We start from the raw sequence: 18,621 nt of genomic DNA, 5'->3' as shown, positions 1-18,621 counted from the left end.
CCCCCCCCCGGCGCCGGGGCTCATCCATGTCAGGGGCCGGACGGCTCGTCGAGGGCCGGGGCCGAGGCGGCGCGGGTCAGGCGGGAGCCCAGGCCGGCGATGTGCTCCACCAGCTCGGGGGGCCCGTGCACCTGGAACTCGCAGTCCACCATGGCGAGCCGCAGGGCCACCCACTCCAGCGAGTCCGTGGTCGTCGAACGCAGCCGGCAGCTGTTGTCGCCGCTCGGTTCCGCCGTGCCGAGCCCCGCCGGCAGCCGGGCCGCCACGGTGCCTGCCGGGGCGTGGAACGTCACGTCGAGGGCGAGCTGCGGCTGTGCCCGTGACATCGACAGGGCGAAGAACTCCGCCGCGTGCCCGTCCCCCGCGGGCAGTTCACGCGGGGTGAAGCGGGCGCCGGTGGGGAACGGCTCGCTCACCCGGTCCACCCGGAAGGTGCGCCAGTCCTCGCGGACCAGGTCGTACGCCACGAGATACCAGCGGCTGCCCGTGCTCACCAGACGGTACGGCTCGGCCTGCCGCTTCGACGCCGTGCCGTCGCCCGAGCGGTAGGCGAAGCGCAGCCGTTCGCGGGCGGTGACGGCCGAGGCGATCACGGTGAGCGTCCTGGGATCGATGGTCGCGCCGTCGCCGCGGGTGAACGGCACCGTGGCGTTCTGCAGGGTGCTGACCCGGTGCCGCAGCCGCGACGGCAGGACCTGCTCCAGCTTCGCCAGCGCGCGTACGGACGCCTCGTCGACGCCCTCGATGGCGTGCCCGGCGCCGGCCCGCAGCCCGACCGCGATGGCCACGGCCTCCTCGTCGTCCAGCAGCAGCGGCGGCATGGCGGTGCCCGCGACCAGGCGGTAGCCGCCGACCGAACCGCGCGAGGCCTCGACGGGATAGCCGAGCTCGCGGAGCCGGTCGATGTCGCGGCGGATGGTGCGCGCGCTCACTTCGAGCCGGTCGGCCAGCTCGCGGCCGGGCCACTCCCTCGGGGTCTGGAGCAGCGACAGCAGGGTCAGCAGCCTGGCCGCGGTATCCGTCATGCGCACAGGATGCCTTCCCAACAGGTCAGCTTCCGTCCTGTTGGGAAGATCCCACGGCTGAGCGGCGCGGACGCTCAGCGGTTGCGGGCACTCAGGTTTTTCAGATACGGCTGCTCGGCGGAACCGGCCGCTCAGCAGATACGGCTGCGGTTCTCCATGGCGCTGCGCGCGGCGTGCTCGTCCTCGTACACCTCGCACATGTGGCGGCCGTCGGGTGTGGCCGTGTGCTCGACCTCCCACAGGCTCGTCTCGCTGCCGTCCAGGAGGAGGAAGGCGTGCTCGTAGAGCGTGAAGCCGGCGTCCTGGCCGTCGACCCGGCACTGGCGGCCGAAGATCTGGGTGATGTGGTGGGCGAAGGCGGCCCGGAGCAGCCCGGCCTTCGCGGCCCCCGGCCGGTCGCCGTTCTCCGCGCGGCGCAGGACGCGGCGGGCGTGGTCCGCCGAATTGTCCGGTGCGTACATGCGGGGGAGCGGGACCGGGGGGACGCTCAGCAGGAGCGTGAGCGCCTCCAGGTCCTCCCGCAGGGTGTCGTCACCGAAGGCGGGGGTGTCCCAGAAGCTGCCGTCCAGCCGCGCGGCGGCGATCTGCGCGTCGCCCTCGTCGTCGTAGAGCTCGTGGCGGAGGGGCGCGCCGGTGTCCCTGCCTCCGCCGTGCACCAGCTCCCACAGGGTGAGCGCGGTGCCGTCGGAGAGGAGGTAGGTGTGGCGGTAGGTCTCGCGGTGCAGCACGGCGCTGTGGTGGGACGAGTGCAGGGCGCTGCTGTGCGCCAGCGCCGTCCCGAGCCGGTCGACCGTGGTGTCCGACATATCGAAGGAGTTGAGGGCGCATCGCAGGAGTCGCTCGAGGTGCTGCTCGGTTGTCTCGTACGGATCGCTCAAGGTGCTGTCTCCAGGCCGTTGCCGCGTGTTACCCGATGCGTGCATAACGTAGTCCCTGGGTCTGACATCGTGACCGGGGTTCGCAAAAAACGTACCGCTCACGCAGAAAGTTCCCACAGGCCGGTGCGCCCCGTGCGACCGCCCTTTCACCCGGCCTCGTTCCCGCTGCCCGACCCGCTGCCGCGCTGTGCGTGCGGGCCGCCGTAGAGCTCGCTGTACGAAGGGAACGTGCCGCCCGGGCCGTCGACCCCGGTGGCGGCCCGGGCGGCCTTCACGATGGCGCGGGCCAGGGCGTCCGCCCCGGCCGCCAGGATCTCGTTGAGCGCGGCGACGGGCTCCGGAGGCAGGGGGACCCGGCCTGTGGCCAGGGTGAAGACGGTGTCCCCGTCGCTGAGCAGATGGACCGGCCTGACGGCGCGCGCCAGGCCGTCGTGCGCCGTGCCCGCGAGCTTCTGCGCCTGAGCGCGGGTCAGTGCCGCGTCGGTGGCGACGACGGCGATGGTGGTGTTGAAGGCGCTGTCCCCCCGCGCGGTCCGCTCCCGTGCCTCCCGGATCTCGTCCAGCCGCCGGCGCGCGGCCTCGTGGACGGCGGGGGCGGGGTGCGCGGGCGGCTCCCCGGCGCCGTACTCCCCGTACAGGACGCCGGTCCGGGGGTCGATGACGGAACCCGCGGCGTTGACCACGGCCAGCGCGGCGACCGTGGTCCCGGAGGGCAGCCGCACGCTCGCCGTGCCGACGCCGCCCTTGACCGCGCCCGCCACCGCGCCCGTGCCCGCTCCGACCGTGCCCTCGGGGACCCGGGAGCCGGGCTCGGACGCGGCGGCGGCCTCCACGGCGGCCCGGCCGGTCGAGGCGTCGGGGCGGGCGCGCCACGCTCCGCCCCGGCCCAGGTCGAAGAGGCAGGCGGCCGGGACCACCGGCACCACCTGGGAGGGGTCCGGGCCGACCCGGACGCCGCGCCCGCGCTCCTCCAGCCAGGCCATCACACCGGACGCGGCGTCGAGCCCGAACGCGCTGCCGCCGGTCAGGACGACCGCGTCGACCCGCTGCACCAGATTGCGCGGATCGAGCGCGTCCGTCTCCCGGGTGCCGGGGCCGCCGCCGCGCACGTCGACGGCCGCCACGGCGCCGCCGTCGGGTGCGAGGACGACGGTGGTCCCGCTCAGCGCGCCCTCGCCCGGCACCCGGGCGTGCCCGACGCGGATTCCGGCCACGTCCGTCAGCGCGTCCAGCGGGCCAGGAACGGGCAGGTCCTCGGCGTGCTCGGTCATCACGGGCTCCTCGTTGCGGTGCGTCGGGGCGGTGCGTGTACGGGCGAAGGTACCGGCGACCGCAACAGGAGCGGCGGCGGGGCAGGGGCCGCCGGACGCGGGCCGGGTGGGCGACGCGCTCACCCCATAGGGGCATAAAACGGGACCAAGTTCTCTTTACGGACCTACGGTGGCCGGGTGACCGAGCCACCAGAACCGCCCGCCGCAGGGGTGCAGCCCGCCCCTGGCACTCCCACCGACCCTCCTGGCGGTCCGGACGTCCGGCAGCCGCGCCGTGGGCCCGCAGCTGTCACGAAGGCCGCCCAGGCCCTTCCGAGGTCCGTCAACGGCAGGGCTACCCTGGCCGGTGCCGTCGTCTCCGGACTGCTGATCCTCGCGATCGTGTTCGGCAGCCGACTGCTGCACGACTTCGACTCGGCGCTGCTCCCGTACGCCGTGGCCAGCGTCTTCCTCGCCTTCGGCGTCGCCTACCGCTACACGGTCTGGGTCTCCGCACCGGGCGCCCGGCGGCTCTTCGTCAACGGCTGGCGGAGCTTCTTCTCGGCCGAGAACTTCCGCAAGGCCCCCACCGCCCTGCCGAAGATGATCGCGACGTACCTGGGCTTCCAGAAGTTCCTCGGTGCCCGGTCGCACGCCCGCTGGGCCGCCCACCAGCTGATCTTCTGGGGCTGCGTCCTCGCCTCGCTGATCACCTTCCCGCTCACCTGGGGCTGGTTCACCTTCACGTCCGGAAGCGGCTCGGGGCCGGGCTACGAGATGCGCATCTGGGGGATCAAGATCCTCGGATTCGACTCGCTGAACTTCGTCGGCTGGGTGATGTTCCACGGCCTGGACCTCGCCGCCGTCCTGGTCATCCCGGGCGCCGGCTACTTCCTCTGGCGCCGGATGAAGGACCGGGGCGCCATGACGGGGCAGCGTTTCGCCTACGACCTGGTCCCGCTGCTCGCCCTGATCATCATCTCCGTGACCGGGCTGCTGCTCACCTTCTCCTCGATCTTCCTGCACGGCGGCGGATACGAGTTCCTGGCGATCCTCCACATGGTGTCGGTGGTCTTCACTCTCATCTACATCCCCTTCGGGAAGTTCTTCCACATCGTGCAGCGCCCGGCGGCGGTCGGCATGCAGCTCTTCAAATACACGTCCCGCCAGGGCGACGAGGTCTTCGCCTGCCGCCGCTGCGAGGAGCCCATCGACACCGGGGCCTACGTCGACAACCTGCGCGGCACCATGCGCGACCTCGAACTCGGCTTCGACGAATGGGCCGAGTACTGCCCGCGCTGCAAGCGGGTGCTGCGCGGCAACGCATATCTCTCCCAGGTGAAGAAGGGCTACAAGTGACCGCGGACCCACACGCCGCCGACGGCCGTACCGTGCTCCCCCTCGACCCCTCCCTCGCCCCTCCGGGCACCCGGGGGTTCCGGGACGCCGGCGGCATCCCGGCCGACCGGTGGCACGCCGACCAGACCGGCGAGACGCTCGTCCCCACCCACTGCTGCTTCTGCGGGGTCCAGTGCGGGATGTATCTCCGTGTGGACGGCGGAGGCAAGGTCTTCGGCGTGGAGCCCCGCAACCACGACATCAACCGCATGCGGCTCTGCCCCAAGGGCATCAACGCCTACCAGCAGGTCAACCACCCCGACCGGCTCACCGCGCCCCTGATGCGCCGCTCCCGTGACGAGGAACTGCGGGAGGTCTCCTGGGACGAGGCGCTCGACTTCACCGTCTCCGAGATCAAGCGCATCCAGCAGGCCCACGGGAGGGACGCCTTCGGGGTGCTGGGCGGTGCCAGCCTGTTCTCCGAGAAGACGTATCTGGTCGGCAAGTTCGCCCGGGTGGCACTCAGGACCCGGCACGTCGACTACAACGGCCGGCTCTGCATGGTCAGCGCGGCGGGCGCCAACAAGCTCGCCTTCAACATCGACCGGGCCGGCAACCCGTTCTCCGACATCCTCCTCACCGACTGCCTCCTGCTCGCCGGGGCCAACGTCGGCGAGTGCTTCCCCGTGCTGACCCAGTACGTCTGGGGTGCCCGGGACCGCGGGGCCACCCTGATCGTGGTCGACCCGCGCGAGACGGCGGTCGCGCGCACCGCCGACATCCATGTCGCGCTGAAGTCGGGCACCGACTCCGCCTTCTTCAACGCCGTGCTCAACGTGGTGATCGAGGAGGGCCTCACCGACGAGGCCTACCTGGCCGCCCATGCCACCGGCTGGGAGGAGGTCAAGGCCAACGCCGCCCTGTACCCGCCGTCCCGCGCCGCCGAGATCTGCGGGATCCCCGCCGAACAGGTCGTCCAGGTCGCCCGCGCCTTCGCCCGCGCTCCCAAGGCCATGGCCTGGCACGCCCGGGGCATCGAGCACCACACGCAGGGCGTCGAGAACTGCCTCAGCGTGATCAACCTCTGCACCGCCACCGGCCACATCGGCAAGCCCGGCGCCGGCTACGGCACCCTCACCGGGCAGGGGAACGGGCAGGGCGGCCGCGAGCACGGCCAGAAGGCCGACCTCCTTCCCGGCGGCCGCTCGATCCTCAACGAGGACCACCGCCGGCAGATCTGCGAGATCTGGGGCATCGAGGAGTCCGAACTCCCGCACGCGGGCACCTCGATGATGGAGATGGTCTGGCAGATGCAGCGTCAGGAGATCCGCGGCCTGATCGGCATCTGCAACAACCCCTTCGTCTCCCTCCCCAACTACGCCGTGGTCAAGGAGGGGTACGACACCACCGAGTTCCACGCCCAGTTCGACTTCTTCCTCTCCGAGACCGCCGCCAACGCGCACGTCGTCTTCCCCGTCACCATCTGGGCCGAGGACGAGGGAGTGATGGCCAACGCCGAGGCGAGAGTCGTCAAGCACAACAAGGCGCAGGAACCGCCGTCGGGAGTGCGGACCGACACCTGGGTGATGTGCGAGATCGCCCGGCGTCTCGGCGCCGGGGACAAATTCGCCTTCGGCGGCTCCCGCGACGTCTTCGACGAACTGCGCAGGGCCTCCGCGGGCACCATCATCGACTACTCCGGCATCACCTACGAACGGCTGGAGGAGACCGGCGGAATCGCCTGGCCCTGTCCCTCCACCGACCACCCCGGCACCCCCCGGCTGTTCGAGGACGGCAGGACCTACCACGCCGACGGCAAGATCCATATGCAGGTCGTCGAGTGGCACCCGCCGGCCGACCCGTACGACGACGAACACCCGATGACGCTGACCACCGGACGCACCGTCGCCCACTTCCTGTCCGGCAACCAGACCCGACGGCTGGGCGGCCTCGTCGAGCAGACCCCGCGCCCGTGGGCGGAGGTGCACCCCTCCCACGGCTTCCGCAACGGCGAACCCGTCCGCGTCGTGACCCGGCGCGGCAGCGAGGTCTTCCCGGCTCTCGTGACCGAGGCGATCCGGCCGGACACCGTCTTCATCCCCTACCACTGGCCCGTCCCCACCGCGGCGAACGCCCTCACCATCGACGCCCTCGACCCCCGCTCCAAGATTCCCGAGTACAAGGTCTGCGCCTGCCGCATCGAGCACGCCGCAGAGATCGACGAGGTCCCCGCGCCCCCGGTCGCACCCGGACACGTCGCCTACCCCGAGACCCAGGTCTCCCGTACCGACCCGTTGCCGCCGACGGCCCCGCAGGGCCGCGGCACCTCGGAGAGGGGCTGATGCCCGGATGATGGGCCGAACGATCTTCATCGACCCGGGGCGCTGCATCGGCTGCCAGGCCTGTGTCTCCGCCTGCCGGGAATGCGACTCCCACCGCGGCAAGTCGATGATCCACCTCGACTACACCGACGAGGGCTCCTCCGTCGCCTCCCTTCCCACTGTCTGCATGCACTGCGAGGACCCGGTGGCCCCCTGCGCCGAGGTCTGCCCGGCCGACGCGATCCTGGTCACCGCCGACGGAGTCGTGCAGCAGGCCGACACCACCCGCTGCATCGGCTGCGCCAACTGCGTCAACGCCTGCCCCTTCGGCGTCCCGAAGATCGACCTCCAGGCGAAGCTGCAGATGAAGTGCAACCTCTGCTACGACCGCACCGCCTATGGACTCGCGCCCATGTGCGCCACCGTCTGCCCGACCGGCGCCCTCTTCTACGGGACCGTCGAGGAACTCCAGGCGGAACGCCCCGGTGTGCAGGTCGCCGACACCTTCGTCTTCGGCGAGAGCGAGGTCCGCACCGGCGTGGCCATGGTCGTGCCCGCCGACCGGGTCCAGTGGCCGGTACCCGGCGGACTTCCCGTCGTCGAGATCAACGGGAAGGACGTCCGCCGATGAGCGTCACCGAACAGCAGCCGGGCAACGACCACAACTCCGGCAACGACCCCCGCGACGCCCTGCACGACAGGATCGCCGCCGACTCGCTGACCACCCGGAGGGACTACCTCCGGATCGTCGCCACCGTCTCCGGCGGACTGGCCGTGGGCGGACTGGCCGTGGCGGGCGGCATCCTCCACCGCCACGGCGACCCGGACGACGGGAAGGCGCCGGCCCCGAAGCAGATCGCCGCTCAGCTGCTGCCCGGCGAATCGCTCGCCTTCCGCTACCCCGGGGACGAGGACCGGGCGGTCGCCGTACGGATGGACGACGGCACCCTCGTCGGCTACTCCGCCGTCTGCACCCACCTGGCCTGCGCCGTGCTCTGGCGCAAGGACCGCGGCACCGAGGGCGAGCTCTACTGTCCCTGTCACGAAGGGGTCTTCGACGCCCGCACCGGTGAGGTCACCGCCGGGCCGCCGCCCCGCGGGCTGCCCAAGGTGGCGCTGACCGAGCTGGAGGACGGCAGCGTCTGGGCCGTGGGCACCACCCGGTCCGGGGAGAGCATCGAGGCGGGGCTCTGCCGCCAGCTCGCCGACGAGCGCCCCGACCTGGCCTCCCGGATCGGCTGCCCCGGCACCGGAGGCGGAGCGGAGGCACCGCCCGCGCCGGCTCCGGAGAGCGCCTCGCCGGGTGGGTCCGATGGCTCGGCGGGGAGGCGGTCATGACCGAGCCCCTGGAGCCGGTCGAGCCCCCGAGGCCCCCCGAGCCGGCCGGAACCGTGTATCCCGAGTACCACCCGGGCAGCGCCAGGGCCGAGCTGAACCGCCCCGTCCACGAGCGCTATCCCCAGATCCGTCCCACCAGCGGATACGCCGATCCACGGGTGAGCCACACCGGCCCCGGCCCGGGGGCCGGTTCCGAGCAGGAACCCGAGCGCTCCGCGAAGCTGACGGCCCGGCTGCTTCTGGCGCTGAGCGTCGTCGTAGGCCAGCTCTGGGCGCTGACGGAGGTCGTCAACGTGTGGATGGAGGGCGACACGGGCACGGCCTGGTGGGGCGCCGGCTTCCTGTGCCTGTCGTTCCTCGTCGTCCTGGGGCTGTGGCTCATCGATCCGAAGGACCGGTGAACGCGGCCGTACCCTGGAGGTATGAGTACCGCCCCCGCCCCCGGACCGCGAGAATCGAAGCCGCCGCAGCCGCAGGAGCAGCCGCCGCAGGAGTCCAGGCCCAAGCCGCCGGCTCTGGTCTTCGACGATCCGCTGGACCGGCAGTCCACGGACGATACGGACCAGGGATGGGGTGAGCGGGCTCCCGCCGGTGGCAGCGCCGCCGACCTGGCGCGCTTCCTGGACGAGAAGCCGCCCCACCACATCTGATCCCGGCCGGGCCCTCGCCGCCGGCCGGCTACGCCCGGCGGGAGACCGCCACCGCGAGCCGTCCCGAGACACCCGCGCCGGCCAGAGCCGTCGCCGTGTCCCGCTCCACGGACAGGACCACCAAGGCGCCGTCCCCCATGCCCGGCCCCATGCCGGTCTCCGGGAAGGAAGTGCCCCCGGGGCCGCGGGGGACCTGGGCCACCCGGACGTCGCGTGCCACCACTCTGGCTCCGGAGCTCCCGTCGACCGCCGCGATGACATCGACGCGGTCGCCCGGCCGCAGCAGCCCGACCGTCGCCGCGTCGGCGATCCGCACCGGAGCGGACACCAGCCGCACGGTCCTGCGCTGCTCCGGCCCCGGTGGCGCGTCACCGGCGACGGCCGCCGCACCCTTGCCGCCGCCCATCCCCGAGGCGGCGAGCGCGGCCGAGGCGAGCGCGAACCCGGCGGCCAGCGCGCGACGCCGGCCGCGCAGCACCCGCCGGAACCGGCGCCCGCCGCCCCGCACTCTCAGCGGCGCGAAGGGGGGCACCCCGCAGGGGGCGGGAGGGGCGGGACGTGTAGCGGGCACCGACGGGAACATGGCCAACACCACCTGAAGTGAGGGAAGTCCGGGGGATGCCCCGCCGGACCTGCTCCACGATCCATGCTCGACGCACATCCCGCTCGGCCCTGTGGACAACCCCCGGAGTGTGGAAAACCTGGCCACCCGTACGAGTCGCACTCCACCAAGGAGGCCCGGACCGGGCGGGCTAAGGCAGTTCGATCCCCGTGTCGATACCGTCCAGCGCGTGCGCGCACACGCAGGCGCGGTCCTCGTTCGCGGGCAGTGCCGCCACCGCGTCGAAGAGCACCGTGCGCAGCCGGTCCACGTTGGCCGCGAACACCTCCAGCACCTCGGCGTGGCTGACGCCCTCCCCGGCCTCGGCCCCCGCGTCGAGGTCCGTCACCAGGGTGAGGGTCGAGTAGCAGAGCTCCAGTTCACGGGCGAGCACCGCCTCCGGGTGCCCTGTCATCCCGACGACCGACCAGCCCATGGCCGCGTGCCAGCGTGACTCCGCCCGGGTCGAGAAGCGCGGGCCCTCGACCACGACCAGGGTTCCGCCGTCCACCGGCTCCCAGTCGCGTCCGCGTGCCGCCGCCAGGGCCGCCCTGCGTCCCTCGGGGCAGTACGGGTCGGCGAAGCCGAGGTGCGCGACGTTCGACCGGACTCCGTCGGCGCGGGGCACTCCGTCGTAGAACGTCTGGACGCGGGTCTTGGTGCGGTCGACCATCTGGTCCGGTACGAGCAGCGTGCCCGGACCGTACTCCGGGCGCAGGCCGCCCACGGCGCACGGTCCGAGCACCTGGCGGGCGCCGACGGACCGCAGGGCCCAGAGGTTGGCGCGGTAGTTGATGCGGTGCGGCGGCAGATGGTGGCCGCGGCCATGACGCGGGAGGAAGGCCACCCGGCGGCCCGCGAGTTCGCCCAGGAAGAGGGAGTCGCTGGGGGGCCCGTACGGGGTGTCCACCTCGATCTCGGTCACGTCCTCCAGGAAGGAGTAGAAACCCGATCCGCCGATGACACCGATGTCCGCTGCGTTCGTCTCCGCGTTCGCCATGCGGTCACAGTAACGGGCGCGTACGGCCGGGACCCCGCTGATCGAATCAGCGGGGTCCCGGTGAAGCGTGTGATGTGCGCGCTGCCCTCAACAGGCTGCCCCAGGCAGGCTCTCGTCAACAGGCCGTCGTCAACGCGCTGCCCTCGGCAGGCGCCTCGTCAACAGGCTGCCCTCGACGTGCCCTCGGTGAACTGCCCCGGAGGGACGGCCCTAGCGGGCTGCCGTCAGGCGGCCGACGTACCGCTCGACGACGTGGAGGAAGCCGAGGACGAGCTCGACGCCGAGGCGGCCGGCTTCGCTTCAGGCTTCGACGCGGACGACCCGGTGGACGAGTCGGACGTCTTGGAGGACGACGACGTGGCCGGCGTGCTGCTCGACGAGGAGCCGCGGCTGTCGTTCCGGTAGAAACCGGATCCCTTGAAGACGATGCCGACGGCCGAGAACACCTTCTTGAGGCGTCCCTCGCAGTTCGGGCACACGGTCAGGGCATCATCGGTGAACTTCTGCACCGCTTCGAGGCCCTCGCCGCATTCGGTGCACTGGTACTGATAGGTCGGCACTTGCTCCTCCTGGCACTCTCACTCAATGAGTGCTAACGACGCTCCATACTGACGTATTCCGAGCGATCAGTCCACCGTGACCGGCTCGCGGTGACCGATCCCACGTGCCACCGTCCGCCCCTCGGACCGCGGTGCCAGCCGTGTGCGCAGTGCCAGCAGGGTCGCCAGCGCCAGCGCCGTACCGGCGAGCGGGACCACGAAACCCGTGCTCGCGCCGTGGGCGTCGGCGAGCTGCCCGGCCACCGTGACGGCCGCCGCCTGGCCGAGCGCCACGGCGCCCGTCAGCCAGGTGAAGGCCTCGGTCCGGGCGGACGCCGGGACCAGCGCGTCCACCAGGGTGTAGCCGCTGATCAGGGCCGGGGCGATGCACAGCCCGACCAGCAGGCCCAGTCCGGCCAGCAGCGGCACGGAGTGCACCGCCCAGAGCCCGGACGCGGTCAGGGTCAGGGCCACGTACCCGACGATCAGCCGGCGGCGCGGGCTGCTCTTCCAGGCGATGGCCCCGCAGGCGATGCCGGCCAGCATGTTGCCGGCCGCGAAGATCCCGTACAGGAGCCCGTTCACGCCTGGGTTGCCCATCTCCTCGGCGAAGGCGGTCAGGGAGACCTGCATGCCGCCGAAGACCGAGCCGATGCCCAGGAAGGCGATCGCGAGGACCCTGACCCCCGGGACCGAGAGGGCCGAGCGGTGCGGCTCGGCCGCCGTGGCGGCGCTCCGGGGAGCGGGCTGGGTGGCGCGCTGGGCGGCGAACAGGACGCCGCCGAACAGGGTCAGCGCGGCCTCGGCGAGCAGTCCGGCCGCCGGGTGCACGCCGGTGCACAGCGCCGTCGCGAGTACGGGCCCGACGACGAAGGTGAACTCGTCCGTCACGGACTCGAAGGCTGCGGCCGTGGACATCAGCGGGGAGGCGGGCCGTCCGGGGGCGGCCCCGAGCAGGGCGGCCCAGCGGGCCCGTACCATCGGCCCGACCTGCGGAATGGACGCCCCGGTGGGCACCGCGGCCAGGAACAGCGCCCACAGGGGCGCGTCCGCCAGCGCGAGCGCCGTGAGGGCGCAGACGGAGGCGGCGTGCACCAGGACGCCGGGCAGGAGCACGGCCCGCTGTCCGAAGCGGTCGGCGAGCCTGCCGCTCTGGGGCGCGAACAGGGCCATGGAGACACCGGACACGGCGGCCACGGCGCCCGCGCTGCCGTAGGAGCCGGTGGTGTGCTGGACCAGGAGCACGATGCCGATGGTCAGCATCGCGAACGGCTGCCGGGCGGCGAAGCCCGGGAGGAGGAAGGTCCACGCACCAGGGGTGCGCAGCAACTGCCCGTAACCGGGGCGGTCGGAGACCGTGGACGCCACGGTCCTTGCCTTTCTGCCGCCTGGTGGCCGTGCGCCCGGGGGCGTCCGCGCACAGGGGTGCGGGGACGTGCGGGGGCTGCCGAGAGCTGTCCTCTTCGCGCGGGACTGCGGTAGATGCCGGGCGCTCGCTCCAGAGGCGAAGGCGCCACGACCGCCATACGGTCGCGCCAGCTCTGCGTCAGGCAGAGTTGGTCGATCAGAATTGGTCGATCAGGTTCGAATCGATCGGATCACGAGATCCGGTCCTTCATGTTACAGGCACCGCCCCTCCCGCACCTGCGATCGCGTACGGCTCCCGGATCGCCCCCGGGGGCGATCCGGTCAGCGGTGCGTCCGCGTGCCGCCCGCCTTCTCGCCCGGACGGTCCCTGCCGCCCGTCCTGCCCTCCGGGTGGCCGTCCCCGCCCATGCCCAGCCTCTTGGCCAGCCGCACGAGGTGGGGCGGCTCCGGGGTGGCGATCACCTGCCGTCCCGCCCCGCCGGTGCCCAGCCAGCCGGCCAGCTTGCCGCCCTCGCCGACCGCGCGCAGCCGTGCCTCGGTCGCGTCGCGCACCGGGTCGGTCGCGACGACCAGCAGCTCGTCGCCGTGGCGCAGGACGGTCGACGGCGCGGGGACGAAGCTCTTGCCGTCCCGCACGACGAGGGTGACCGCCGCCCCCGCGGGCAGCCGCAGTTCCCCGACCTCCACGCCGTGCATCTTGGACCTGCCGGGCACGCCGACCGACAGCAGATGGCCGCGCAGCCGCTCCAGGGGCGCCGATTCGATGCCGAGGTCCGAGGTCTCGGAGGGGTCGTCGCCGATCTTCAGGGCCTTCGCCACCCAGGGGAGCGTCGGGCCCTGGATCAGTGTGTAGACGATGACGAGCACGAAGACGATGTTGAAGACCCTGGTGCTGCCCTCGATCCCGGACACCATCGGAATGGTCGCCAGGATGATGGGCACGGCTCCGCGCAGCCCCGCCCAGGACATCAGCGCCTTCTCGCGGTGCGGCAGCCGGAACGGCGCGAGGCTGATGAAGACCGACAACGGCCGTGCGACGGCGGTCAGTACGAGCCCCACGACCACGGCCGGCCAGAAGTCGTCGAGCAGGTCGTGCGGGGTGACCAGCAGGCCGAGCAGGACGAACATGCCGATCTGGGCCAGCCAGCCGAGCCCGTCGGCGAAGCCCCGGGTGGCCGGCCAGTGCGGAAGCTTGGAGTTGCCCAGGACCATCGCGGCCAGGTAGACGGCCAGGAAGCCACTGCCGTGGGCCATGGCGCCCGTGGCGTACGCGGACACCGCGATCGCCATGACGGCGATCGGGTAGAGCCCGGACGCGGGCAGTGCCACATGGCGCAGTCCGAAGGAGCCGAGCCAGCCCACCGCGAGGCCGATGGCCGCGCCGATGGCCAGCTCCAGGGCTATCTCGCCGACCAGCACGTACCAGTGCTCCACCGGGCCCGCGGCGGAGAACGCGACCACCAGGATGACCACGGGGGCGTCGTTGAAGCCCGACTCGGCCTCCAGGACGCCGGTGATCCGGGAGGGGAGCGGGACCTTGCGCAGCACGGAGAAGACGGCCGCCGCGTCGGTCGAGGAGACGACGGCGCCGATGATCAGGGCCTGCCGCCAGTCGAGGCCGACGAGATAGTGCGCCGCGCTCGCGGTGACGCCCACGCTGATGCCCACGCCGACGGTCGACAGGACGGCCGCCGCCGGAAGCGCGGGTTTCACTTCTTTCCACTTCGTGCCCAGGCCGCCCTCGGCCAGGATGACGACCAGGGCGGCGTAGCCGATCACCTGGGTCAGCTCGGCGTTGTCGAACTTGACGTCGAAGATGCCGTCCTGCCCTATGGCGATCCCGATGCCGAGGTACAGGAGCAGACTGGGGAGCCCGCTGCGCGACGAGATGCGTACGGCCGCGACGGCGACCAGCAGGACGAGCGAGCAGACGAGCAGAAGTTCGTTGAGCGCGTGGACAGTCAGGGTCCGTTCCTTCCCTGCGTGCGCCTCCCGGATCGTTCTCCGGCGGCCGGTACTTCGTTACCTTACCTAATCTTTAACGTTTCCTTGACGCCTTCGAGTGTTCGTGCGAATCAGTGCGCAAATGGATGCATCCCCATACCGCGTCCGAGTGGCTTCGGCGGGGCGCCTATGGTTGCTCCAGCACTCCCAGGACCACCCTGCCCCTCGAAGGACAGCGATGCCCGCCAACACAACCGCCCCTTCCGGGTCTTCCGCTGCGAAGAAGACCGGCAGGAAGAAGGGGCGACGCGCCCGCCTGTTCGTGATCGTCCTGGTGCTGGCGCTTGTCGCGGGTGTCGGGTACGGCGCGTACTGGTCCGTAGACACGGTCCGGGCCTCGTACCCGCAGACCACCGGCTCGATCGAACTGAAGGGTCTGAGCGGTGACGTCGAGGTCAGACGCGACAGCTACGGCATCCCGCAGATCTACGCCGACACCGACAGCGACCTCTTCCGCGCCCAGGGCTTCGTCCAGGCCCAGGACCGCTTCTGGGAGATGGACGTACGCCGCCACATGACCTCGGGGCGGCTCTCCGAGATGTTCGGCTCCGGCCAGGTCGACACCGACGCCTTCCTGCGCACGCTGGGCTGGCGCAAGGTCGCGCAGGAGGAGTACGACACCGTCCTGGACGAGAGCACCAAGAAGAACCTCCAGGCGTACACGGAGGGGGTGAACGCGTACCTGGACGGCAAGGACGGCAAGGACCTCTCCGTCGAGTACGCGGCGCTCGGGCTGACCAACGACTACAAGCCCGCCAAGTGGGACCCTGTGGACTCGGTCGCCTGGCTGAAGGCGATGGCCTGGGACCTGCGCGGGAACATGCAGGACGAGATCGACCGCTCGCTGATGACCAGCAGGCTCAGCGAAACCCAGATCAAGGAGCTCTACCCGGACTACCCGTTCGAGAAGAACCGGCCGATCGTCGACCAGGGTGCGGTCTCGCCCGTCACCGGCACGTTCGACCCCGAAGCCGAGCCGTCGGACTCCATCGGCGCGGAGACCCCCCAGGGGGCGACGGAGGGCCTGAACACCCAGCTCTCCGCGCTCTCCGACACCCTGGACGAGATCCCGGCGCTGCTCGGCCCCAACGGCAACGGCATCGGGTCGAACTCCTGGGTCGTCTCCGGCAAGTACACGGCGACCGGCAACGCCCTGCTGGCCAACGACCCGCACCTGGCGCCGCAGCTGCCCTCGCTCTGGTACCAGATGGGGCTGCACTGCCGTCAGGTCTCGGCGACCTGCCAGTACGACACGGCCGGGTACACCTTCTCCGGGATGCCCGGTGTGATCATCGGTCACAACCAGGACATCGCCTGGGGCTTCACCAACCTCGGCGCCGACGTCACCGACCTCTTCCTGGAGAAGGTCTCGGACGACGGCTACCGGTACGACGGCAAGACCGAGCCCTTCGTCACCCGTGAGGAGACCATCAAGGTCGCGGGCGGCAAGGACAGGAAGATCATCATCCGCGAGACCAACAACGGTCCGCTGGTCTCCGACCGCAGCGCCGAGCTGGAGAAGGTCGGCAGGAAGGCCCCCGTCACCGAGTCCGCCCCCGACCGGGGCGACGGCTACGCGGTCGCCCTGAAGTGGACGGCGCTGGACCCCGGCAAGTCGATGGACGCGGTCTTCGAGCTCAACCGCGCCAAGGACTTCAAGACCTTCCGGAAGGCCGCCTCCCACTTCGAGGTGCCGTCGCAGAACCTCATCTACGCGGACACCGACGGCAACATCGGTTACCAGGCGCCGGGCAAGATCCCGGTCCGCCTGAAGGGTGACGGCACGACGCCCAGCCCCGGCTGGAGCTCGAAGTACGGCTGGGAGGAGGAGCCCATCCCGTTCGACGAGCTGCCGTACGAGTACAACCCGGAGCGGGGCTACATCGTCACCGCCAACCAGGCGGTCATCGGCGACGACTACACGCACATGCTCACCAAGGACTGGGGTTACGGCACCCGCAGCCAGCGGATCAACGACCTCATCCAGAAGAAGATCGACGACGGGGAGATGATCTCCACCGACGACATGCAGACGATGCAGATGGACAGCCAGAGCACGATCGCCGCGAAGCTGGTGCCGATGCTCAAGAACATCTCCGTCTCCGACAAGAGCGTCCGCGAGACGCAGAAGCTGCTGGAGGGCTGGGACTTCGTCCAGGACTCCGACTCGGCCGCCGCCGCCTACTTCAACGGAGTCTGGCGCCACATCCTCCTGCTGGCCTTCGGCAACAAGCTGCCCAAGGAGATGCGCGCCAAGGGCGACTGCATCTACGTGGAGCCGGCCGACTCCACCGGACCGGTGGACGAGCAGGACAAGCTCGTACGCGAATGCGGCCAGCGCGCTCCGGACGCGGCGCAGCCGGACGGCGGCGACCGCTGGTCCCAGGTGGTCCTGAACATCCTGGACGACCAGGACAACGAGTGGTGGAAGGCCCCGGCCGTGGGCCGCGAAGAGGCCATCGACAGCCGCGACGAGCTCTTCGCCCGCGCCATGGAAGACGCGCGCTGGGAGCTCACCGCCAAGCTCGGCAAGGACATCACCACCTGGAGCTGGGGGCGGCTGCACCGGCTGACCCTGCGCAACCAGACGCTCGGCACCGACGGCCCCGACATTCTGCAGCGGGCCCTCAACCGCGGCCCCTGGGACCTCGGCGGCGGCGAGGCGGCCGTCAACGCCACCGGCTGGAACGCGGCGGGCGGCTACGGGGTCATCTGGGTCCCGTCGATGCGGATGGTCGTCAACGTGGGGGACTGGGACAAGTCCCGCTGGATCAACCTCACCGGCGCGTCGGGGCACGCCTTCAGCGCGCACTACACCGATCAGACCGACAAGTGGGTCGAGGGTGAACTGCTCGACTGGTCCTTCGGGGAGGACGCCGTGAAGCAGTCCACGACCGACACCCTGACGCTCAGAAAACCCTAGGGCCGCCGCCTGACGGTTCCTGCGAGCGGTGACGGGCCGCCCACCCCCTGCGCGGGGTGGGCGGCCCGTCGGCGTTCCCGCCTGTCCCTCACCCCACGCCCGGGTAGTGCACCAGCCGCCCCTGGTTGATGAGGGAGGCCGCCTGCTTGAGGTGGCGTACGCGGATGCTGACCGTGTAGGCGTCGACGCCGGGGATTGTGGCGAGGCTCGTCGTCAGATAGCGGTAGAAGTCCTGGGCGTCGGTGCAGATGACGATGACCATGAGGTTGTGCTCGCCCGCGATGGCACCGGCGAAGGCGACCTCCGGGTGGTGGACGAGCGCGGAGCCCACCTGGTGCAGATCGGCGGGCGCCGTACGCAGCCACAGGGTGGCCTGGAGGTTCCAGCCGAGGCGCTGGGACAGCAGGTCGACGTCGTAGTAGAGGGTTCCGGCCGCTTCCAGGGTCTCCAGGCGGCGTCCGACGCGGTGTGCGGACCAGCCCGTGAGCTCGGCCAGCTGGGCGTGGCTCGCGCGGCCGTCCTCGGCGAGCGCCGCCAGCAGGGGCAGGTCCTCCTCATCCGGCGGTACGGGTGAGGCCCCGGGCCTGGGCACGGACGGCGGGGCGTGCGCCGTCAGCAGGGCGATCGCTTCCTCGCTGAGCGGGGGCCCGAAGCCCGTCCAGTGCGCCCAGGGCGCGGAGAAGGAGTGGAGCAGCAGGGACAGGTCGACTCCGAGCACCCCGGAGGACCGCTGAAGGCGGCGCGGCAGCAGGTCCGGGCCGCGGTCCTCGGTGATCGGGGCGTTCAGGGTGCAGATGATCTCGGCGCCGCCGGACGCGAGGTGCGAGTAGGACACGTCGGGCCGGCGGGTCAGCGCCTCCGCGATCGCGTCGACCCGGTCCGGACGGCAGGTGATGCGCGCGATCCACGAGGCACGGCCGTGGACCGCCGGGTTCACCAGGCCCATCACGCGCACCACTCCACGGCGCCGCAGCGCCTGGAAGCGCCGTGCCACCGTCTGTTCGGAGACTCCCGCGACATCGCTGATCAGACGGAACGGTGCGCGGGGCGCGATCTGGAGGGAGTGGAGGATATGTGAGTCAACGGCGTCGAGCATGGAGTAAATCTTCCTGGTCCAGGCCCTGGACGCCAGTTTCGTGCGCGGCGGCAGGGTCGAGAGGGGAGTTCGGACGCGCCTGCCGGAGACTGGGCGAGGAATCAGGTGCGGCCGGACCGCCGCGCGCAGACCCGTCATCGGTCACTGTCCCGGGCAAGGAAGCCCGGTGCCGGCCCGGCCGGGCGACGGAGACCGGACCGCGTCCCACCACCTCGGAAGCGCCTCACCGCGCCCCGTCGTGCCGACGCTGCCTGGTTTCGACCGGACGGACCACCGCGCACGCCCCGAAG

The 18,621-nt window shown here is 71.5% G+C and carries 16 protein-coding genes; 7 read left to right on the top strand and 9 right to left on the bottom strand.

Annotation, left to right across the window (positions count from 1 at the left end; translation table 11 throughout):
* Positions 1 to 29: 29 nt before the first annotated feature.
* From ACWCQM_RS10840 to ACWCQM_RS10830, 3 genes are all read right to left on the bottom strand, one after another.
* Positions 30 to 1,025 (bottom strand): helix-turn-helix transcriptional regulator, encoded by a 996-nt coding sequence (locus ACWCQM_RS10840; protein ID WP_450914953.1) that lies wholly within the window; start codon positions 1,023 to 1,025, stop codon positions 30 to 32.
* Positions 1,026 to 1,156: 131 nt separating this feature from the next.
* Positions 1,157 to 1,903 (bottom strand): DUF6227 family protein, encoded by a 747-nt coding sequence (locus ACWCQM_RS10835; protein ID WP_450914952.1) that lies wholly within the window; start codon positions 1,901 to 1,903, stop codon positions 1,157 to 1,159.
* A 146-nt stretch (positions 1,904 to 2,049) separates the two neighbouring features.
* Positions 2,050 to 3,174 carry a P1 family peptidase gene (locus ACWCQM_RS10830; protein WP_450914951.1) on the bottom strand — a complete coding sequence of 375 codons (1,125 nt, stop codon included), beginning with the start codon at positions 3,172 to 3,174 and terminating at the stop codon, positions 2,050 to 2,052.
* 177 nt (positions 3,175 to 3,351) lie between these two features.
* Here ACWCQM_RS10830 and ACWCQM_RS10825 point away from each other — a divergent pair, with 177 nt between their 5' ends.
* The 6 genes from ACWCQM_RS10825 to ACWCQM_RS10800 are packed head-to-tail and all read left to right on the top strand — an operon-like array spanning position 3,352 to position 8,800.
* Positions 3,352 to 4,512, top strand: a complete 1,161-nt coding sequence (locus ACWCQM_RS10825) for an MFS transporter (protein ID WP_450914950.1) — start codon at positions 3,352 to 3,354, stop codon at positions 4,510 to 4,512.
* A complete protein-coding gene (locus tag ACWCQM_RS10820) occupies positions 4,509 to 6,833 on the top strand; it encodes a molybdopterin oxidoreductase family protein (RefSeq protein ID WP_450914949.1) in 2,325 nt (774 codons plus the stop codon). Before ACWCQM_RS10825 ends, ACWCQM_RS10820 begins: the two co-directional genes overlap by 4 nt.
* Before the next feature lie 7 nt (positions 6,834 to 6,840).
* Positions 6,841 to 7,443, top strand: coding sequence for a 4Fe-4S dicluster domain-containing protein (locus ACWCQM_RS10815; protein ID WP_073753294.1), 603 nt, complete (start codon positions 6,841 to 6,843; stop codon positions 7,441 to 7,443).
* The gene (locus tag ACWCQM_RS10810) at positions 7,440 to 8,150 is read left to right on the top strand and encodes a QcrA and Rieske domain-containing protein (RefSeq protein ID WP_450914948.1); all 711 of its coding nucleotides are present in this window, start codon (positions 7,440 to 7,442) and stop codon (positions 8,148 to 8,150) included. Before ACWCQM_RS10815 ends, ACWCQM_RS10810 begins: the two co-directional genes overlap by 4 nt.
* Positions 8,147 to 8,551 carry a hypothetical protein gene (locus ACWCQM_RS10805; RefSeq protein WP_450914947.1) on the top strand — a complete coding sequence of 135 codons (405 nt, stop codon included), beginning with the start codon at positions 8,147 to 8,149 and terminating at the stop codon, positions 8,549 to 8,551. Before ACWCQM_RS10810 ends, ACWCQM_RS10805 begins: the two co-directional genes overlap by 4 nt.
* A 21-nt stretch (positions 8,552 to 8,572) precedes the next feature.
* A complete protein-coding gene (locus ACWCQM_RS10800; protein ID WP_450914946.1) occupies positions 8,573 to 8,800 on the top strand; it encodes a hypothetical protein in 228 nt (75 codons plus the stop codon).
* 28 nt (positions 8,801 to 8,828) lie between these two features.
* Here ACWCQM_RS10800 and ACWCQM_RS10795 read toward each other — a convergent pair whose 3' ends face one another.
* From ACWCQM_RS10795 to ACWCQM_RS10775, 5 genes are all read right to left on the bottom strand, one after another.
* Positions 8,829 to 9,383, bottom strand: coding sequence for an RcpC/CpaB family pilus assembly protein (locus ACWCQM_RS10795; protein ID WP_450914945.1), 555 nt, complete (start codon positions 9,381 to 9,383; stop codon positions 8,829 to 8,831).
* Positions 9,384 to 9,552: 169 nt separating this feature from the next.
* On the bottom strand, positions 9,553 to 10,401 hold the full coding sequence (locus ACWCQM_RS10790; RefSeq protein ID WP_450914944.1) for an S-methyl-5'-thioadenosine phosphorylase: 849 nt from the start codon (positions 10,399 to 10,401) through the stop codon (positions 9,553 to 9,555).
* Positions 10,402 to 10,625: 224 nt separating this feature from the next.
* Positions 10,626 to 10,961 carry an FmdB family zinc ribbon protein gene (locus tag ACWCQM_RS10785; protein WP_450914943.1) on the bottom strand — a complete coding sequence of 112 codons (336 nt, stop codon included), beginning with the start codon at positions 10,959 to 10,961 and terminating at the stop codon, positions 10,626 to 10,628.
* A 66-nt stretch (positions 10,962 to 11,027) separates the two neighbouring features.
* Positions 11,028 to 12,308 (bottom strand): MFS transporter, encoded by a 1,281-nt coding sequence (locus ACWCQM_RS10780; RefSeq protein WP_450914942.1) that lies wholly within the window; start codon positions 12,306 to 12,308, stop codon positions 11,028 to 11,030.
* A gap of 321 nt (positions 12,309 to 12,629) precedes the next feature.
* Complete coding sequence (locus ACWCQM_RS10775) at positions 12,630 to 14,246, bottom strand: potassium/proton antiporter (RefSeq protein WP_450915266.1); 1,617 nt, start codon at positions 14,244 to 14,246, stop codon at positions 12,630 to 12,632.
* Positions 14,247 to 14,490: 244 nt separating this feature from the next.
* Between ACWCQM_RS10775 and ACWCQM_RS10770 the strand changes: the two genes are divergently transcribed.
* Entirely contained in the window at positions 14,491 to 17,235 is a 2,745-nt protein-coding gene (locus ACWCQM_RS10770; protein WP_450914941.1) for a penicillin acylase family protein, read from the top strand.
* Between the two features lie 88 nt (positions 17,236 to 17,323).
* On the opposite strand, the gene ACWCQM_RS10765 is transcribed toward ACWCQM_RS10770, so the two are convergent.
* Positions 17,324 to 18,331 carry an Lrp/AsnC family transcriptional regulator gene (locus tag ACWCQM_RS10765; protein WP_450914940.1) on the bottom strand — a complete coding sequence of 336 codons (1,008 nt, stop codon included), beginning with the start codon at positions 18,329 to 18,331 and terminating at the stop codon, positions 17,324 to 17,326.
* Positions 18,332 to 18,621 lie beyond the last annotated feature (290 nt).

Source organism: Streptomyces sp. NPDC002125 (assembly GCF_053593715.1).
The sequence above is the reverse complement of the archived record's forward strand: the minus strand, read 5'-3'. Positions and strand labels throughout refer to the sequence as shown.